The organism is Candidatus Phycosocius bacilliformis (assembly GCF_003112735.1).
Taxonomy (GTDB): domain Bacteria; phylum Pseudomonadota; class Alphaproteobacteria; order Caulobacterales; family Aquidulcibacteraceae; genus Aquidulcibacter; species Aquidulcibacter bacilliformis.
In genome coordinates this window covers 337,712-355,848 of sequence record NZ_BFBR01000001.1, presented here as the reverse complement: position 1 = coordinate 355,848, position 18,137 = coordinate 337,712, and the positions used below count along the sequence as shown (strand labels likewise).

The window sequence follows — 18,137 nt, the reverse complement described above, 5'->3', positions numbered from 1 at the left end:
TAATTGTCTGTGCCGGGTCTTGGTCCTTTAGTTTCGGAACAGCGACAGGATGGACTGCGGTGTTTGGTTGGCGATCGACAGAGCCTGTGTTCCCAATTGTTGTTTAACTTGCAGCGACTGCAATTTGGCGCTTTCGCTGGCGAGATCCGCATCAACCAAATTGCCGATACCGCCGGTGATGGCATCCTGCAGTTTGGAGACGAAGATGGCGTGGTTCTCGACCCGCTTTGCCGCCGCACCCAATCGGGCCAGTTCGGAGTTAATGTAGGTCAGTGACGCAACCACCTGATCGCGTGAGGTTGCCGCCAAAGTGGCAGTCGACAAATCGGATGCGGCGCCCAAATAGACGTCTGCAGGCGGCGAAGCTGGTGTCGTACCGGCCCCAGTGCCCAACTGAAGATCGAGGGTGGGGACTGTGATGGTTTGACTGCCGGTCGTATTGGCCTGGAAAGTCAACGAGGTCCCGCCGCCCAGAATGTTAGCGCCGTCAAAAACAGCATTTGCGATGATCGATGGAACCTGATCGCGCAAAGCCTTAAATTCGCTGTCATAGGCAGCACGGCTGGTGGCGGAAATTGAAGGATCAGATGCGGCAACAGCTTTCTCGCGCATCTGGGTGAAAATGTCGGACAAGGCTTCACCGGCCGCTAGGGCGACATCGGCAATCGACTTGGCGCGGTTCAGGCCGTCGGCAACGGCGTTATAGGCAGAGTTTTCTGACCGTTGCTGCTGAGCGATATTGTAGATTGCCCCATTGTCTTGGGCTTTTGCGACTTTCAGTCCGGTATTGATCCGGCTTTGGGTAACACTCAGTTCGCGCGTGGTTGCGTTCAAGTTCTGAAGCGCGACCATCGCCCCCGTATTCGTGTGGACACTATTTGCCATCTTCTAAAGTCCTTCCAGCCATTCAGGCGGAACCTCCGACATGTTGGAGGTCAGTCCGCAAACTCTGCGCGCTTTCCCGCAAGTGCCGTGCCACGCGGCGATTGGTTTCAATGCATTGAATTTTATCGGTATCTTTAGCTTCGCGGCAAAGTTAATGCCGTCGAAACATGGTAAACACTGCCGAGTGGTGAGTGCAGACAGGCAAAAATTGCCGTCCGGATTTGCCGTGCGGCCGAGGGCTCGAACCGCTCAAACATCGCCGCTCGGCAGCGGACAAGCCGCGACGATCAATCGCACAATCCTCCGCTGACATGCGTTGCGATGACTGCCAAGCCGCGCTAGACCATCTTCAGGTCAGGCGGATTCGCATTGATCATGGAAAACTGTTGAAATTCAAAATCTTGAACTGATTGGTTCTGGCGCAATTCCGCCCAAGCCCGGTTCAAGAATGGCCGTGCAGGTCCGAAGGGCTCAGGGTGCGGCATCAAGTCCGAGGGGATACAGAGATGGCTCGTAAGAAAATTGCACTCATCGGTGCTGGCATGATCGGGGGCACATTGGCCCATATCGCAGCCCGTGAAGAATTGGGTGACATTATCCTGTTCGATATTGCCGAGGGTATCCCGCAGGGCAAAGCGCTCGACATCGATGAAGCCAGTCCTGTGTTTGGCTCTGACATCGACATCAAGGGTGCCAATGATTATGCCGCGATTGCGGGCGCTGATGTTTGCATCGTCACCGCTGGGGTGCCCCGCAAGCCGGGCATGAGCCGCGATGACCTCATCGGCATTAACTTGAAAGTCATGAAGGCTGTAGGGGAAGGTATCAAGACCTATGCCCCAAACGCCTTTGTCATCTGCATCACCAACCCGCTTGACGCCATGGTCTGGGCGTTGCGGGAATTCTCAGGCCTTCCACACCACATGGTCTGCGGCATGGCCGGCGTTCTTGATAGTGCGCGCTTCCGTTGGTTCCTCGCAGAGCACTTTAAAGTCGCGGTTGAAGACATTCATGCGTGGACCTTGGGCGGCCATGGTGATGATATGGTGCCGATGGTGCGTTACTCGACCGTTGGTGGCCTGCCGCTGCCGGTCTTGGTGGAGCAAGGCAAGATCACCCAGGACGAGCTTGATGCCATCGTGAAGCGCACACGCGGTGGCGGCGGCGAGATCGTCGCTCTCTTGAAGACTGGTTCGGCCTATTATGCGCCTGCGGAGAGCGCGATTGCGATGGCTGCTTCCTATCTGAAGGACAAAAAGCGGGTTTTGGCCTGCGCCTGCCACCTCACCGGCCAATATGGCATTCAAGACATGTATGTTGGCGTGCCTGCCGTGATCGGGGCAGGTGGCATCGAAAGCATTATTGAGTTCCCGATGGATGCGGGAGAGAAGGAAATGTGGGCAAAGTCCGTTGCTGCAGTGAACGGCTTGATCGCTGCCTGTAAGGACATCGAACCCTCACTGGCCTGATCTCCATGATTGGCCCCACGCTGGTGACAGAAAGATTGATCCTGCGTCCCCCGACGCAGGATGACTTTCCCGCATTCGCGGCCATGATGCGCGAAGCCGATCATGTCAAATTTATCGGCGGTGCGCTGACGCAAACCATGGCGTGGCGACAATGGGCCACGATAACCGGCGCTTGGGTGCTGAACGGCTTCTCCATGTTCTCTGTGCTGGAGCGCGAAACCGGTACATGGGTTGGCCGGATTGGTCCTTGGATGCCCCATGGCTGGCCGGGGACTGAAGTTGGCTGGGGCTTGGCACCAGCCGCAACAGGCAAGGGCTATGGGATCGAGGCCGCCACTGCCGCGATTGACTGGGTGTTTGACACCTTGGGTTGGACAGATGTCATCCATGTCATCAATCCGGCCAATAAGCCCTCTGAGGCGCTAGCTGCCCGGCTGGGCTCCACCAATCTGGGACCCACTCAATTGCCCGCACCCATGGATGTTTATCAGGTCAATAAATGGGGTCAGAGCGCGCAAGACTGGCGTGCCCGCCCCTCTAAGCGGTGAGGGCTTAGTCGGCCAACAAATCCCCGATCACCGCATCCGCGAGGAGGCGGCCTTGGGCGGTGAGGCCAAGATGCGTGTCTGATTGCCACATCCATCCGTGTTCAAGGTTTCGCCTAATCTTGTTGTCTGACAAGGCAGGACGTGGGGCATCGGCCAAGGGCAGGCCGTCTTGCAGGCGTAATCCCATGAGCCAAAACTCGTCCCGCACAGCCTCGGGACTCAAGGTCTCGAGCTCGTCGATGGCATGGCCGCGCGCTGTGACTTGATCCACATAATCCCGCGGGCGATCGAGTGCCTTGCTCGCCCGCCGCTCTCCCCCCCAACCCAAGCGCCCATGCGCGCCGGGGCCAACCCCGATCCAGTCCTGAGACCGCCAATAGAGCAGATTATGGCGAGAGCGATTATCGTGCCCGCGGGCATGGTTTGACACTTCATAGGCATCAAATCCGACACCTTCCAACACATCCTGGGTCAAGGTGTAAAAATCCGCCGCCAAATCCGGATCCGGGACCTTAAGACGCCCACGCGCCGCTGCACGGGCAAAGGCCGTTCCGGGTTCAATGGTCAATTGATAGGGCGAGACATGATCAGGGTTGAGTGCCAGGGCACGCATTAACTCATCCTGCCAAGCAGCCAAGGTTTGGTCTTGCCGTGCATAAATCAGGTCAATCGAGAGTCGCGGAAACAATTGACGTGCAAGATCGGCAGCGGCCATCGCCTCTGCAGCGCTGTGGAAGCGGCCAAGGGCCTTTAAACTCGGGTCATCCAAAGCTTGTACGCCGAGGGACAGCCGCTCAACCCCGGCAGCCCGCAGATCGGCAAAGCGGGCTGCTTCTGCATCGGTGGGATTGGCCTCCAAGCTGATTTCGACTGAGGCTTCAAGGTCCCACAGACGATCTGCCGTCTCGATCACACGTGCCACATCGGCTGGGTCCATCAAGCTCGGCGTCCCCCCGCCAAAAAACAGGCTCGCCAAGGGTCGTGGTCCGGTCTGGGCCCGCCAATAGGCCAAATCAGCCAAAATCGCATCCACCAAAGGAGCGGTGTCGGCACCGCGCGCGCGATAGACATTGAAGTCACAATAGGGGCAAATCGCCGCGCAATAGGGCCAATGTATGTATAGACCCAGTTGTCGATGGGTCATGATAGGATGGCAGAAACGAATTTGGCAAAGGCATCTGCCCGGTGACTCATGGCGTGCTTGATCGCCGGGTCCAACTCCCCAAAGGTCAGGCTTTGCCCGTCGGCGACAAAAATCGGGTCATAGCCAAAGCCGTGGCTACCGCGAGGCTCCGCCACGATCTGCCCGCGCACTTCGCCCTCAAAGACGGCTTCGCGGCCATCGGGATAGACTAACGCCAGCGCGCACACGAATCGGGCAGTTCGGTCTGTTGCACCCTTGGCTTGCATCTGCCGCTCAATTTCGCCCATGGCAGCATAAAAGTCGCGCTCCGGCCCGGCCCAGCGTGCCGAATAAATGCCTGGCGCGCGGTCGAGTGCCATCACTTCCAAGCCCGAATCATCGGCTAGGGCAGGAAGGCCCGTTGCCTGACACGATGCGCGCGCCTTCAACAAGGCATTGCCGATAAAGCTGTCTTCGGTTTCCTCTGGCTCGGCGACACCAAGGTCCCCAGCACTGATCACGTCTATCCCGAAGGGCGTTACCAGTGCTGCAATCTCTTTCAGTTTGCCTTTATTGTGACTGGCGATCACGAGTTTTTCAAAAGGCTTGCTAGAATTTAACATGGTTTGTCTTTCACGATATTAGAAGCTTTGATAGAGCGCGATGTGGATACCTCGTTTTGACCTGAAAATGCTTTCGATAAGGTCCCTGAGGCAGGATCGTCCCCAAAGTTAAGGAGTGAATGATGAAAACCAGCCGCGCCCTTTTGATGGCTCTCGTCCTGTCTGTCTCGCCTATGGCGATGTCGATTGCAACTGCTCAAACCGCCCCGGCCTCAGCGTCGGCGAGCGGGGTGGAGACCCGCACAGTCGGCCAATTGGTGCTGGAAAACGTCCCGGCGACCCCAGAAGCCATTCGTGAGCGGTTGATCCAATATACCAATACGCGCGCGGCCACGTTTCAGGACTTTTTGCCAGATGGCGGCATTCTGATTTCAACCCGTTTTGGCGACGTCCCGCAGATCCATGAGGTGAAAATGCCGATGGGCGCGCGCAGCCAGTTGACCTTTTATGCCGAGCCCGTCGGTGGAGCCGGCGTGCGCCCCAACTCCGGGGGTAGTTTCGTCTTCGGCAAGGATAAGGGCGGAGATGAATTCGTTCAGGGCTACTTGTTTGACCGGAAGTCAGGTCTGGCCAAGGCCTTTACCGAGCCGGGAACCCAAAACAGCGGCATCCGCTTTACCAAAGACGGGAAAATGGTTGCTTGGACCGTCACCCGTAACGGTACCGCCGTCCGTGATATTGTTGTGGCCAATCCTGATGATCCAACAAGCCGGCGTTTGGTCTATCGCGGCGAGGGCGGTTTTGGCATTGCCGATCTGTCCGACGACGGCAAGACGATTTTGTTGGGTCAAAGCATTTCGGTCAGTTATTCCAAACGGTGGGTGTTGGATGTGGCAACCGGCACCCTGACCCCCATCACGCCCGACCTGAAAGTGTCTTATGATGGCGGTGCTTTCGCACCTGACGGCAAATCCATCTATATCCTGACAGATGAAGGCTCTGAATTTGCCTATTTGGTCCAGATTGATCTGGCTACTGGCAATCGGACCCGTGTTTCGCCGGTAATGTCCTGGGATGTCGACGGCGTCGATCTGTCGCCCGATGGCAAGACGCTTGCGTACACCACCAATGAAAATGGCTTATCGAAACTTTATCTCCAAGCCACCACACCGGGGGCCAAGCCTCGGCAGGTGGCCTTGCCGGTCGGGACGATTGGTGGCGTAGGCTGGGATCCCGCATCCAAGCGACTGGGTATGACCTTATCGACAGCAAAGGCTCCGGGCGACGCCTACACCTATGAGGTCGCCACCGGGAAGCTCACACGCTGGACACAGAGCGAGATTGGCGGGCTCAACCCTGACACATTTGTTGAGCCGAGCTTCTTTGATTACCCGACCTTTGATCAAGTCGATGGCAAGCCACGCCAGATTCCGGCCTTTATCTATAAGCCCAAATCAGCCAGCGCAGACAATAAGGCCCCGGTTATCATCAACATCCACGGCGGGCCTGAGGGTCAGTCGCGTCCCGGCTTTTCCTCAACGGTGCAATATTGGGTGAATGAGTTAGGTGCAGCCGTGATCTTCCCCAATGTCCGCGGCTCGACCGGCTACGGTAAGACCTATGTTGATCTCGACAATGGTTTCAAGCGCGAAGATTCGGTCAAGGACATTGGTGCGCTTCTCGACTGGATCGCCACCCAGCCCGACCTCAATGACCGCAAAGTCGTGGTCTATGGCGGCTCATATGGTGGTTATATGGTGTTAGCCAGCATGACCAACTTCAATGATCGACTGGCAGGTGGCATTGATATCGTCGGCATCTCGCACTTCACCACTTTCTTGCAAAACACCAATGGCTATCGCCGCGATCTGCGCCGGGTAGAATATGGTGATGAGCGCGATCCAGCCATGCGCGCCTTCCATGAGAAGATCGCGCCTTTGAACAATGCTCACAAGATCACCAAGCCCTTGTTCGTGATCCAAGGGGCCAATGATCCACGCGTACCTAAGTCTGAAGCCGATCAAATCGTTGCCCGTGTAAGGGCTAATGGTGGCCAAGTCTGGTATATGGTGGCCAATGACGAAGGCCACGGCTTTGCCAAGAAGGGCAATCGCGATGCCCAACGCGAAGCTGAAACTCTGTTCTTCCAGCAGGTGTTTGGCTCGAAATAGGATCGGGCAATCAACGGCCGGGGACCCTGCGATGTTACCCGTTTTGAGATCCCCGTTCGTCGATGGCGCTCTGAAATAACTTAGGTGGCGCGTCTAGGCGTTAAACACCTCGGCCATCACCACGGCCTGATCTAAACGCCAAGCATGGGCCAGGCCAGCAGCGAACACGGTGCGCACGTCATTGGCCGGGATGAGGTCGCGATCTTCGTGGAGGCGGTTGAGGCCTGGCCAGTCTCCCATCATATAGCCTCCCTGGACAGCCCCACCCAATAAGAAGGCGGCCCCACCCGTGCCATGATCGGTACCGCCTGTCCCATTGACGCGAACCGTCCGCCCAAACTCTGTGGCGATAACAACGGTGGTTTGGCTCCACAAAGGGCCGAGACCAGTCCGCAATGCTGCAACGGCTTGGTCCAAGGCTTCAAGCCTCGTCGCCAATTGTCCACGGGTGGCTCCCTGGTTGGCATGTGTGTCCCAACCTTCAAATGACAGGACCGCGGCCGCAGGTCCGCCAGGGGCTGAAAGTATGCGCGCCGCGGCACTGGCGAGAGAGGCATAGGCCCCAACCCGGTTGCGCCCGCTCATGCCTGCCTCCGCGCCATCGGCAATTTGGTTGGTCTCAATCGCCATCGCGAGCGCCGTGGCCAACATTGGATCCCCGGCATAGAGGTCGCCGAGTCGCATCAGCGTATCCATATCGCTTTCCGGGGCAAGCGGAGGTGCCCAAGACGTTGCCTTGCCAGTCCCCCGCAACACCAGCGGGATGGTTCGACCGATGGCAACACCTTCAGCATCTGGCGACGCAGGCAATAGCGCTAAGGCGCGATTAAGCCAGCCTGTGCTGCCGCTGGTCACCTGAGCTGTGCCAGCTTCGAGCATATCCTGTGCATCAAAGTGAGAGCGCTCGCGATATGGGCTGGCGGCTGCATGAACAAACGACATACGCCGTTCTTGCCACAAGCCATGCAAGGTCTGCAGATTGGGATGAAGGCCAAACCCTGCCGTTAAGGGCAGACAGCCGTCTGGTGAACCGGGTTCGGCCAAGGCGAGATTGCCGCGTAAAGCGCGATAGTCTGGATCGGCATAGGGGGCGACGGCGGCCAGCCCATCCATCGCCCCGCGCAAGATTATGAACACGAACTTGCCAGAGTTTGCCGGGGCCTGGGCAAAGCTGGCGCGGGCGCCCGCCATGGCCAGTGTCAGTCCTGAAAGGCCTGCAGTCAGAAAAGTGCGGCGATTGGTCATCGGCGTTGAAACTCCGGGCTCATCAGCGCCAGAACCAGCCCTTGACGGGCGGTTTGGGCGCGGGAAATGGCGGTACGTGTGGTGTCTCGCAAGGCCGGGCCAAGGGCTTCTTCGGCAAAGCGGACTGGGTGGGTGCTTTCTCCCAATGCGTCGGCTGCCAGATTTGACCAATCGATGCGTTTGAGGATGGCGTCAGGGGCGGCCCACTCGGTGGCGACATCAGGCCAGCCTTTGGGGCTGGGGGCCCGCCAAGGGGCTTGGCCTAGTTGTTCAAACGTGCCACGCAGAGCTTGGGTCGAGGTCGAAGCGACCCCTCCCGCGCGCATGGTTGAGATCAAGAAGTCATTGGGTGTTTTGAATTTTCCGGCTTCAGGCATCCATGCCTCCGGACTTTTTATCAAGGTTTTGGCCAGTGCCGACAAATCGCCTTGGGTAGCCAAGAAATTGGTTTCGAGGCGCGCGATGAGAGATTGAGGTGGATCGTCGGCCACAAAATGGCGCGCGAGTTTGGTAGCAATTTGGCGGGCGACGACGGGCTGGCCGGCCAGAAAGCGCAAGATGTCGAGAGCTTGATTTTTACCAGATGCAGCAAAACTGCGACCCATAATCCGGCGTGGGCCGGGCTCGTGCAGGGCTGGCACAAAAACAACCTCGCCGATCTGTGCATTGCCTGCCAGACGCCGCACGCGCGGACCGGCAATTGTCCAGCCGGTCAAAGCACGGGCAAATTCGGTGACATCGGCTTGCTGATACCCGCCATTGACCCCGAGTGTGTGCAATTCAAGGATTTCGCGGGCAAGGTTTTCATTCAGGCCAGCCCGGCGGCGCTGCCCGGCTCCGGATTGGGCCGCTTGGGAATTTGGGCCAATCGACTGGGCTTGATCGAGATAAATCAGCATCCCGACATGGGTTTCAGCGGCTATCAATAGCGTCTCGAACCGGCCCCAAACATGGGGGCGGATAGCCTCGCGCTCAAAGGTCCCAGGAAAGGGTGTGGTCTGCGCACTACGAGCAGCCACTGTGAAGTGATTGGACCAGAATTGGACCCACCGCTCACCGAATGAAGCCGGTGTTGTGATCGCATGTTGAATCCTTGCTTCAATGTCGCGACCAATGGTTTGCCCGACCAGATTGGCAAGACGACCGCGCTCGTCGGCTTGAAACCGAACTGCATCGCCCCCACGCTGCTGGGCATTGCGAGCTTGAAGATAGGCTTGTAGCGCCTCAAAGGCCTGCGTGCCTGACATCAGGCCATCGGCTGTGATCTGACAGGCCGCAGTGTTGCCGACTTGGTTCAAAAGCCAGCCTCTGGGATTGGCCGCGATCAGGGCAAGTTCTCCAGGTCTTGCCCCCAGCCCAAATCGATTGGCCGCTATTACTGCATCCAGCTCCATCATCTGGCCTCCTTACCCACTAAAACGGGGTGCTGAAGCAATTCCGTCGCTGTGATACTTTTGGCGTTTCAGGCTGGGGCCACCCGGTCACCAAACAGGGCTGAGCCTACCCGCACATGGGTGGCACCCAGCCGCACGGCTGTTTCAAAATCCCCGCTCATACCCATCGACAAAACGCCAAGTCGATGGCGCTTGGCGAGTTTGGCCAATAATGCAAAGTGCAAGGCAGGCTCTTCATGTTCAGGAGGGATACACATAAGGCCCTCGATGGTCAGACCCTCGCGGGTACAAAGGTCTAGCAGGGCAGGTAGGTCGCCGGGGATCACCCCTGACTTCTGTGGTTCTTCACCAGTATTAACCTGTACCAAAAGGCGTGGCAGCTTGTGGCCCGCGCGCGCAAGTGCGGCGAGGGCTTGAACCAGTTTGGGCCGATCGACAGTTTCGATGACGTCGAACAGGTCCACGGCATCTTCGGCCTTATTGGTCTGCAACGGGCCGATCAGATGCAGGCAGAGGTCACGATAGTTGGCGCGACGCGCTGCCCAACGGTTTTGGGCTTCTTGCACCCGGTTTTCGCCAAAGACGCGCTGGCCAGCATCCAGCGCAGCCTGAATCCGTTCCTCAGGCTGAACTTTTGAGACCGCCACCAGACTGACGGCATTCTCGGGTCGACCGCTGGCTTGAGCAGACTGCTTGATCCGCCCTGTGATTTCGGCAATGCGTTGGCTTATGTCCATGCCGAGGCTTTTAGCTGCCCTGCGTCGCTTCGAGAAGCCTGTCCGCTCAGGCTTGCCGCGCTTGATCGTGTTGAGCGATCAAGCGCGCGGTTATGACCTTGGGCGTCAATTAGCTGACTGCCCACCTTGGGCCATATTGATTGAGCGGACATATGGTGCGGTGCCTGGTCGGCGCGATGGCTATGTGAAGCAAGGTCCTCTGCGCCTTGCAACGACCAGTGCCCGTGCCAGTCGCCGGGCCAGCCTAGACGGTGTGCATTGGCCTGAAAAGCGGCTCAAGAAGCGCTGTCGTTCAGCCATGGCGGGCTTGATTGAAACCGCTTCTGCCCATCGCGGTCTGTCTATTGCCAAGGCAAGACAGCAGGGAATCACCCATATTCTCGTATCTGTGGCTTTCCCAAGTCGTAGTCCCAGTGCAGGACGTCCACGGGGCCCGATCAGGCTTGCCCTTCTGCAAAGGGCGTTTCCCGATTGTGCGCTTTATGCCTTGGGTGGAATCACGGGGCGCACAGTCATTCGGCTTACACGAACTGGCTTGGCAGGTGTTGCTTTGATTAGCGGGCTCAAACCACCCTGAATCGTTCAGAACCGGAAGGCTGATTCGACTTTGACGCCAGGCTCACGCCGCTGCGAGCGGTCGCGGTTCTGGGATACACCCAATTGCTCGTTCGGTACGACCACTTCCCCGCCAACACGGAACTTGGGCGATACTTGATAGAAAGCACCCGCCGACGTGCGGCCCGACGCCTGCCCATTGCGAGGCGTGAAGGGTGTCACAGGGTCTTGCTGCACACCCAAGGTCACACCCCAGCGACTGCGGGGGTCTACTTTCACGGCCGCTTTGACTTCGCCGCGGGGCACCCACGAATTAGCCCCGTCGCGGACTTCTGAGCCAAAGGTGAAACGTTCATACCATGGCGCTTGGGCTGTCTGCGGTGCAGGAACAATCGGTGCAGCTGCTTTTTGGTCGCGCGCGACAGCCTGCCCACCACTCGTCAAAACGAGTGCGGCAACACAGCCTGCCAGGATCAAACGCAATTTGGCCACGCCAAACACCTCATTCCACCACGCGAACGCCAATGGTGCATCAGAGTCTTTACTATTTCGTTGTTGCATCAAGAGCAATCCAAAATTCTTGTGATTATGCTTCAACGTCGCAAATGACTGACTCAGTCGCGTCTATAGTGATGAATCTGCAACGCTGGACCATTCAATCTCGAAATTATTTCGCTGACTGGATCGCACTTGGGAGTCTAGCGTAAGAACCTGTTCATGCTATAGACCATCAGCTTTCCGTCCGGGGCGGGCGGGGGAGCTAGTCTGGAGCATGCCAATGCGCGTCGTCGCGCCAACACTCATCTTCGCACTTGTGATGACAACCGGGCTCGGTGGCTGTGCTACCCGCGCCAAGACGACATCGACGGATCAGGCAGCGGCCGCAGCGGCTGCGCCGCAGGCCAAGAAGGAGCGCCGAGGGCTATTTTCGGGTCGCTCGGCCAAGTCGACTGGCGAAGCCGGGATCGGCGTGAATGCTTTCTTGTGGCGCGCCACGTTGGATACGCTGAACTTTATGCCGCTGCTTGATTCGGATCCATTCGGCGGCACCTATGTCACAGATTGGCATGCTGTGGCCGAAAAGCCGGACGAGCGCTTTAAGGTGCAAGTCTATATTCTAGACACACGTCTTCGGGCCGACGGTCTGTCGGTACAAGTCTTCCGCCAGGCTAAGGATGTGACTGGTGCGTGGGTGGATGCCACAGTGGACCCAGACACGCCGATCCAGATTGAAAATGCGATCCTGACTCGTGCGCGTCAGCTGCGGATCGCTCAGCTCGAAACCCGCTAATCCAGCAAGTCGCGCGCGTTTGGGGATGGGTTGGATGAATCCCGCCTGCATCCCGCCTGCGTGAACTGTCTCTGTCTGCTTGGCATCGGGACTGCTTTTGGGGCAAAGGCAGGTTGCTGAGGCCGTCGTCCGGTTTCGGGTAAAGGCACATTTTGTTTTGAGACAATAAGGGTCAGTCATGGCTGCACGCTACAATCACCGCGAAACCGAACCGCGCCAGCGCGCGCGCTGGGATGCCGCCAAATTGTTCGAAGCAGGCCCCCCCGACCCGTCGCGTGCCAAGTGCTATGTGTTGGAGATGTTTCCCTATCCGTCCGGGCGCATCCATATTGGCCATGTGCGCAATTACGCCATGGGTGATGTGATTGCCCGGCGTCGTCGTGCGGCAGGTGATCAAGTGCTGCATCCGATGGGTTGGGATGCCTTTGGTTTGCCAGCTGAAAATGCGGCACGCGAACGCGGGGCTCATCCTGGCAGTTGGACTCGCCAGAATATCGAGACCATGCGTGGTCAACTCCAGCAATTGGGTTTCGCCATCGACTGGTCGCGGGAGTTTGCCACATGTGAGCCCTCCTATTACCGCCATCAACAGAAGATGTTTCTGGATTTCCTGAAGGCGGGGCTGGTCTATCGGAAGAAGAGCAAGGTCAATTGGGATCCGGTTGAAAACACGGTGCTGGCCAATGAACAGGTGGTCGATGGCCGCGGTTGGCGCTCAGGCGCATTGGTCGAGCAGCGCTACCTTGAGCAATGGATGTTCCAGATCACCCGCTATGGCGAGGAATTGGTTTCGGCGCTGGAAGGGCTGACTGGTTGGCCCGAAAAAGTCCGTATCATGCAGCACAATTGGATCGGCCGGTCTGAAGGATTGCGCTTTAGCTTTCAGTTTGATGCGGCCACACCATCGCCAACCGGCCAAGCCTTGGAGGTTTATACAACCCGGCCTGATACGCTGTTCGGGGCCTCATTTGCTGGAATTTCGGTGGACCACCCGATTGCGCTGGCTCTGGCTGAATCCAATGCCGAGCTGGCTGCCTTTTGCGAGTCATGCCGCCGGGCCGGGACATCGGAAGAAGCCATCGAAACCCAAGAAAAGCGTGGTTTCGATACAGGTTTGCGTGTGGTGCATCCTTTTGATTCTTCTCAAACCTTACCCGTGTGGATCGCCAATTTTGTCTTGATGGAATATGGCACCGGGGCGATTTTTGCCTGCCCGGCTCATGACCAGCGCGACTATGAATTTGCCAGCAAGTACGGCTTGCCGATCAAGCCCGTAATTTTGCCAGAGGGTGCGGACCCTGCCTCTGTGACTTTGGCAGATGGCCCCTTCCTAGGCCATGGAAGTGTATTCAACTCTGGATTCCTTGATGGCCTAACAAGTGAGGCCGCCAAGGCTGCTGCCATGGACAAGATGGAAGCATTGGGCGCAGGCAGCCGCACGGTGAACTTCCGCCTGCGCGACTGGGGTATTTCCCGTCAACGCTATTGGGGTTGCCCAATCCCCATCATTCATTGCCCCGATTGCGGGCCGGTTGGCGTGCCGGAGGATCAATTACCGGTCACCTTGCCCGACGATGTGACATTTGACAAACCGGGCAATCCGCTCGACCACCATCCCAGCTGGAAGCATGTTGCCTGCCCGAGCTGTGGCAGTCCAGCCGTGCGCGAGACCGACACACTCGACACCTTCGTTGACTCGTCCTGGTATTGGGCGCGCTTCTGCGGCCAACCTGAGGACCAGCCAACAGACATCGCCGCCGTCAAGCATTGGCTCCCCGTCGATCACTATATTGGTGGCGTTGAGCATGCCGTGCTGCATTTGTTGTATTCACGTTTCTTTGCCCGCGCCATGAAAGCCGTTGGTCATCAGCCGACCGAAGAGCCTTTCAGCCGTCTGTTCACCCAAGGCATGGTGACCCATGCGACCTATAAGTCGCAAGACGGACACTGGTTAGCCCCAAGCGAGATTGAGTTGACGGGCAGTGCAGCGGTGGAGATTGCCACCGGTCGGCCAGCTATCATTGGCCCGATCGAGAAGATGTCAAAATCCAAGCGCAATACGGTGGATCCAGAAGACATCATCGCCACTTATGGTGCCGATGTTGCACGGCTGTTCGTCCTCTCCGACTCCCCGCCTGAGCGCGATGTCGAATGGTCAGAGTCCGGGGTGGAAGGGTCGTGGCGCTTTGTGCAGAAGATTTGGGCGGCTTTTGATAGCCTGCCTGAAACGTCACCGGGGCCTTTGCATGTAGCTCAACAAGCCAGCGGCGCAGCGCTTGATTTGCGCCGTGCCGGCCATAAAGCAGTGGCAGCGATTAGTTTGGCAATCGACACGTATCGTTTCAACAGTGCAATCGCCCATCTGCATGAATTAGTCGGCCATGTGCGCCGTGCTGAAAGCGATGACAGCGCGATGATGCTCGAAGCACGTGCTGAAGTTTTGGGTATTTTGGCACGTCTCCTGCAGCCCTTTACGCCGCACTTGGCAGAAGAGGCTTGGGTACGGATGGGCGGTAGCGGCTTTGTGGCGGAGGCGGCGTGGCCCGTCGCCGATACAAGCCTGTTGGCAGAAGCCAGCATCACTTTGCCGGTTCAGATTGACGGCAAGAAGCGCGGCGAGTTGCAGGTTGCCAAGGGCACCAGTCAGACTGAGCTTGAGGCCCTAGCCTTGGCACTGCCCGAAACTGTGCATTTCATGACCGGGCGAAGTGTGGCTAAATTGATTATTGTGCCAGACCGCATCATCAATATTGTGACGCGCCCAGCTTAGGAAGGACAGGCTTGTGACCAGAAAGGCTGCCATTGCCGCCGTGAGCGCGCTGACGCTGTTGTTGGTCGGCTGCGGCTTCCAGCCCGTCTATCGGACATCGGGTTCTGGCATTGGTCCGGTTAACATCGCCCCGATTGAGGGACGGATCGGCTATTATTTGCGCCAAGAGCTCAACCGGCGTGCCGCACTTGAAGAAGAGCGTGGAGCCGATCCGCGTTTGCTGACGGTTAAGCTCACGCGGGATTTCAGCCCCGCGGCACAAGGCACGGACGGTATTTCAACCCGGACTGAATTGACCGTGACTGTCAATTATGAATTGGCCGCGGCACCACCTTTGCCGCCGGTGCGTGGCAGTTTGACGACAAATGTTGCCTATGAAAGCCTCGATCAGGCTTATGGTGATGTTGCCCTCCAGGCAGATGCGGAGGAGCGTTTGGCGACACAAGTCGCTGATCGGATCTGGCTTGATCTGCAACGTCAAGTGCGGGCGGCCCGATGAAGCTGACAGGGGTTGCCGCCATCAAAGCAGCCCAGAAGGATCTGTCACCCCGCTTTGTCATGTTATCGGGGCCGGATGCAGGCCAATTGCGGCGACTGGCCGAAGCCATCGCGGCGCGCCATCAGGTCCAGAACCCTGAGCTCGAGTTTAAGCGCTTCTCAGAAGATGACATCAAGGCGAATCCTGCCGGCGTTGAGGATGCTATCTCGAGTGCGTCCCTATTTGGCGGGGCTGCCATCGCCCATGTCCGCGTCAGCGGCGAGAAGGACGCCAACATGCTGACGAGCTTGCTGGATCGGGCCGATAAGGGTGGACCGCAGCCCCAAGGTCTTTTGCTGCTTGATGTCGGTGATATTGGCCGAAGCTCGAAGTCACGCAAATTGTTTGAGGACTCGCCCAACGCTTGGTCATTGCAGCTCTATGAGCCGACGCGGGATGATTTGTTGGGTGTCGCGCGTGCCGAAGCCAAGGCGGCCGGTGTCAGCATTGATCCAGATGCGCTTTCCGCGCTGCTCGAGGCCGTTGCGCAAGACACAGATTCTGTGGCCGCAGAGGTGCAGAAGCTTGCTGTCTATGCCGGGCGTGACGGGGTCATTGATCTTGCAGCGGTTGAGGCGGTGGGTTCAGGCGGGCGTGAGGCAGGACTGGATGAAGCCATTGATGCGGCGTTTTCGGGTCAGTCCGCGCTGATGGCCATCAGGCTGGACCAGGCCTTTGCCGGCGGGGCAAACGCCGTGCTGGTGCTCAATGGCATCGGGCGCCGCATCCGTCTCTTGTTACAGGTCCGCGCGGGAGTTGAGGCCGGGGGACAGGCCGCCGAAATCCTCAAAAATCCAAGGCTAGGCGTGTTTTGGAAGCGCCAAGCCGACGTCGCGCGGCAGGCTGGACTTTGGAGTCGTGCTGCCCTGGAAGATGCCTTGAGCGCGCTTCTGGATACAGACGGCCAAGTAAAACGCGCAGGAGCCCCAGATACGGCCCTTGTCGAGCAACTTCTGATCCGAATTGCGCGACGCGCCGAGCGCATGGCTCGGCGCTGAACCTCACCACTTAGTCGTTCTTGCCCAGCCGCTGGTCCCGCCATGCGGCTATCCGTAGGCGCAACGCATTCAATTTGATGAAGCCTTCGGCATCTTTTTGATTATAGCCGCCGGCGGCATCGAAACTGATCAATTCTTTATTGTAGAGCGAATAGGGGCTCGAGCGGCCTTGTACATAGACCCCGCCCTTGTAGATTTTCAGCCGGACTTCTCCGGTTACATCATCCTGGCTCGCATCAATGGCGGCTTGCAGCATTTTGCGCTCAGGCGTGAACCACATGCCATTATAGATCAGCGCCGCATAGCGCGGCATCAATTCATCTTTGAGATGCATGGCCCCACGGTCGAGTGTGATACTCTCGATCGCGCGGTGGGCATGCCAGAGAATGGTCCCGCCCGGGGTCTCATAATAGCCGCGCGACTTCATGCCGACAAAGCGGTTCTCAACCAGATCGAGGCCTCCAACGCCATTGGCTGCGCCGATCCGGTTCAATTCCCCAAGCAGGGCTGCTGGCCCGTAGGCCTGCCCATCAATTGAGACTGCATCACCGCGTTCAAAGCCGACTGTGATGAAGGTGGGTTGGTCGGGCGCTTCTTCCGGCGTGATGGTGCGGCGGTCTGCCCGTTTGGCAACCAAGTCGGGTACTGGCTCATTGGGGTCTTCCAACACCAGGCCCTCAGAAGAGGTGTGCAGCAAATTGGCATCGATGGAGAAGGGGGCCTCCTGCTCCTTGCCTGTGGCGATCTCGATCCCATGTTTGCGGGCATAGGCGATGAGGTCCGGGCGACCTTGGAAACTCCACTCCCGCCATGGCGCGATCACCGTCACATCGGGCTTGAGCGCGTAATAAGATACTTCAAAGCGGACCTGATCATTGCCTTTGCCGGTGGCACCATGACAGACCGCATCGGCCCCAACCAGATTGGCAATCTCGATTTGTCGCTTGGCGATCAGGGGTCGGGCAATGGATGTCCCGAGCAGATAGACACCCTCATAAAGCGCATTGGCGCGGAACATTGGAAACACGTACTCACGCACAAATTCGTCGCGCAAGTCATCAATGAAGATGTTCTCAGGCTTGACCCCGGCCGCCAACGCTTTGGCGCGTGCCGGCCCCAATTCCTCGCCTTGGCCCAAGTCTGCGGTGAAGGTCACGACCTCGCAGCCATAGGTCTCTTGCAGCCATTTGAGAATGATGGAGGTATCCAACCCGCCTGAATAGGCAAGGACAACTTTTTTAACGGCGCGAGGAGTGGTCATAGTCTTGGTTCCAAGGCTGAGAATATGGGGCGTGCTGCTAGAAGGCTGTGGGTTCACATGAACCCTATGCATATCTAGACATTTGATTCGACGTCTTTTTATCGCAGACATGCGGTCCCGATAAATTCACTGAGACCCTAGGCAATCACAGCGGTGAGATCAAGCGGCCAGTCTCAGCGATGGGTGTCTCTGTTGAGCCATTTCAGCGCAAAGGCCAGATGTAGCATGTGGACGACGACAAAGATGAAGGCCATCAAGGCACGGACCAAAGCCAGCGACTGGGCTGCCTGCGTGACCGCTTCATCGGGGCCACGATGGGCCAAATAGGTCAAAAGTAGGCCGGAGACAGCCGCGCAACTAGGGGCAAACAGCAAGGCTAGCCTTCGGGAAGCCAGCCAAGTAGGCTTGCCGTGCGGGCCAAATTGCATGGGGACCCGCGCATCCGGGTCGATCCTGACAGCCGCAGTGGCTGAGATGAGCGACATCAACACCAAGCCTGCCACAAAGCAAAGGTCGCCGGTCCACAACAGGAAATGAGATAGGTCGAGCGGGTTCACCGTCGCCACTACACCACTATCCTGTCTGTTTG

General features: G+C 58.0%; 18 protein-coding genes. 9 read left to right on the top strand and 9 right to left on the bottom strand.

What is annotated here, in order from left to right; genetic code table 11:
• Nucleotides 1-27 precede the first annotated feature (27 nt).
• The gene (locus PbB2_RS01780; RefSeq protein WP_108983562.1) at nt 28-885 is read right to left on the bottom strand and encodes a flagellin N-terminal helical domain-containing protein; all 858 of its coding nucleotides are present in this window, start codon (nt 883-885) and stop codon (nt 28-30) included.
• A gap of 40 nt (nt 886-925) precedes the next feature.
• On the opposite strand from PbB2_RS01780, the gene PbB2_RS15980 reads away from it, so the two are divergent.
• The 3 genes from PbB2_RS15980 to PbB2_RS01770 all read left to right on the top strand — a co-directional run bounded on the left by PbB2_RS15980 (nt 926) and on the right by PbB2_RS01770 (nt 2,902).
• Entirely contained in the window at nt 926-1,195 is a 270-nt protein-coding gene (locus tag PbB2_RS15980) for a hypothetical protein (protein ID WP_192576108.1), read from the top strand.
• 196 nt (nt 1,196-1,391) lie between these two features.
• Nucleotides 1,392-2,354: a malate dehydrogenase gene (gene mdh / locus PbB2_RS01775; RefSeq protein ID WP_108983561.1), complete on the top strand. Its 963-nt coding sequence runs from the start codon at nt 1,392-1,394 to the stop codon at nt 2,352-2,354.
• 23 nt (nt 2,355-2,377) lie between these two features.
• Nucleotides 2,378-2,902: a GNAT family N-acetyltransferase gene (locus PbB2_RS01770; protein WP_320410524.1), complete on the top strand. Its 525-nt coding sequence runs from the start codon at nt 2,378-2,380 to the stop codon at nt 2,900-2,902.
• A gap of 4 nt (nt 2,903-2,906) precedes the next feature.
• Here the strand turns inward: PbB2_RS01770 and hemW are convergent, their stop codons facing one another.
• Together hemW and rdgB are read right to left on the bottom strand one after the other, a co-directional pair.
• A complete protein-coding gene (gene hemW / locus PbB2_RS01765) occupies nt 2,907-4,046 on the bottom strand; it encodes a radical SAM family heme chaperone HemW (RefSeq protein ID WP_108983559.1) in 1,140 nt (379 codons plus the stop codon).
• Nucleotides 4,043-4,648 carry an RdgB/HAM1 family non-canonical purine NTP pyrophosphatase gene (rdgB, locus tag PbB2_RS01760; RefSeq protein ID WP_108983558.1) on the bottom strand — a complete coding sequence of 202 codons (606 nt, stop codon included), beginning with the start codon at nt 4,646-4,648 and terminating at the stop codon, nt 4,043-4,045. The genes hemW and rdgB overlap by 4 nt, the downstream gene beginning before the upstream one ends.
• 122 nt (nt 4,649-4,770) lie before the next feature.
• On the opposite strand from rdgB, the gene PbB2_RS01755 reads away from it, so the two are divergent.
• Nucleotides 4,771-6,759 carry a S9 family peptidase gene (locus PbB2_RS01755; protein ID WP_238164801.1) on the top strand — a complete coding sequence of 663 codons (1,989 nt, stop codon included), beginning with the start codon at nt 4,771-4,773 and terminating at the stop codon, nt 6,757-6,759.
• A gap of 93 nt (nt 6,760-6,852) precedes the next feature.
• Here PbB2_RS01755 and PbB2_RS01750 read toward each other — a convergent pair whose 3' ends face one another.
• The 3 genes from PbB2_RS01750 to PbB2_RS01740 all read right to left on the bottom strand — a co-directional run bounded on the left by PbB2_RS01750 (nt 6,853) and on the right by PbB2_RS01740 (nt 10,129).
• Nucleotides 6,853-8,004: a DUF1501 domain-containing protein gene (locus PbB2_RS01750; protein WP_108983557.1), complete on the bottom strand. Its 1,152-nt coding sequence runs from the start codon at nt 8,002-8,004 to the stop codon at nt 6,853-6,855.
• Nucleotides 8,001-9,401 carry a DUF1800 domain-containing protein gene (locus PbB2_RS01745; protein WP_108983556.1) on the bottom strand — a complete coding sequence of 467 codons (1,401 nt, stop codon included), beginning with the start codon at nt 9,399-9,401 and terminating at the stop codon, nt 8,001-8,003. Before PbB2_RS01745 ends, PbB2_RS01750 begins: the two co-directional genes overlap by 4 nt.
• A 65-nt stretch (nt 9,402-9,466) precedes the next feature.
• Complete coding sequence (locus tag PbB2_RS01740) at nt 9,467-10,129, bottom strand: YggS family pyridoxal phosphate-dependent enzyme (protein ID WP_478210020.1); 663 nt, start codon at nt 10,127-10,129, stop codon at nt 9,467-9,469.
• Between the two features lie 4 nt (nt 10,130-10,133).
• On the opposite strand from PbB2_RS01740, the gene PbB2_RS01735 reads away from it, so the two are divergent.
• Entirely contained in the window at nt 10,134-10,712 is a 579-nt protein-coding gene (locus PbB2_RS01735) for a thiamine phosphate synthase (protein WP_192576107.1), read from the top strand.
• A 5-nt stretch (nt 10,713-10,717) separates the two neighbouring features.
• Here the strand turns inward: PbB2_RS01735 and PbB2_RS01730 are convergent, their stop codons facing one another.
• Nucleotides 10,718-11,251: an NtrZ family periplasmic regulatory protein gene (locus PbB2_RS01730; RefSeq protein WP_133245677.1), complete on the bottom strand. Its 534-nt coding sequence runs from the start codon at nt 11,249-11,251 to the stop codon at nt 10,718-10,720.
• 217 nt (nt 11,252-11,468) lie between these two features.
• Between PbB2_RS01730 and PbB2_RS01725 the strand changes: the two genes are divergently transcribed.
• From PbB2_RS01725 to holA, 4 genes are all read left to right on the top strand, one after another.
• Complete coding sequence (locus PbB2_RS01725; protein ID WP_238164800.1) at nt 11,469-11,981, top strand: DUF3576 domain-containing protein; 513 nt, start codon at nt 11,469-11,471, stop codon at nt 11,979-11,981.
• A gap of 178 nt (nt 11,982-12,159) precedes the next feature.
• A complete protein-coding gene (leuS, locus tag PbB2_RS01720) occupies nt 12,160-14,751 on the top strand; it encodes a leucine--tRNA ligase (protein WP_108983553.1) in 2,592 nt (863 codons plus the stop codon).
• 13 nt (nt 14,752-14,764) lie between these two features.
• Nucleotides 14,765-15,250 carry an LPS assembly lipoprotein LptE gene (gene lptE, locus PbB2_RS01715; protein WP_108983552.1) on the top strand — a complete coding sequence of 162 codons (486 nt, stop codon included), beginning with the start codon at nt 14,765-14,767 and terminating at the stop codon, nt 15,248-15,250.
• Nucleotides 15,247-16,287: a DNA polymerase III subunit delta gene (gene holA / locus PbB2_RS01710; RefSeq protein WP_108983551.1), complete on the top strand. Its 1,041-nt coding sequence runs from the start codon at nt 15,247-15,249 to the stop codon at nt 16,285-16,287. The genes lptE and holA overlap by 4 nt, the downstream gene beginning before the upstream one ends.
• 10 nt (nt 16,288-16,297) lie before the next feature.
• Here the strand turns inward: holA and PbB2_RS01705 are convergent, their stop codons facing one another.
• Together PbB2_RS01705 and PbB2_RS01700 are read right to left on the bottom strand one after the other, a co-directional pair.
• Nucleotides 16,298-17,548, bottom strand: a complete 1,251-nt coding sequence (locus PbB2_RS01705; RefSeq protein WP_108983550.1) for an argininosuccinate synthase — start codon at nt 17,546-17,548, stop codon at nt 16,298-16,300.
• 173 nt (nt 17,549-17,721) lie between these two features.
• Entirely contained in the window at nt 17,722-18,114 is a 393-nt protein-coding gene (locus PbB2_RS01700) for a hypothetical protein (RefSeq protein WP_133245676.1), read from the bottom strand.
• Nucleotides 18,115-18,137: the final 23 nt, after the last annotated feature.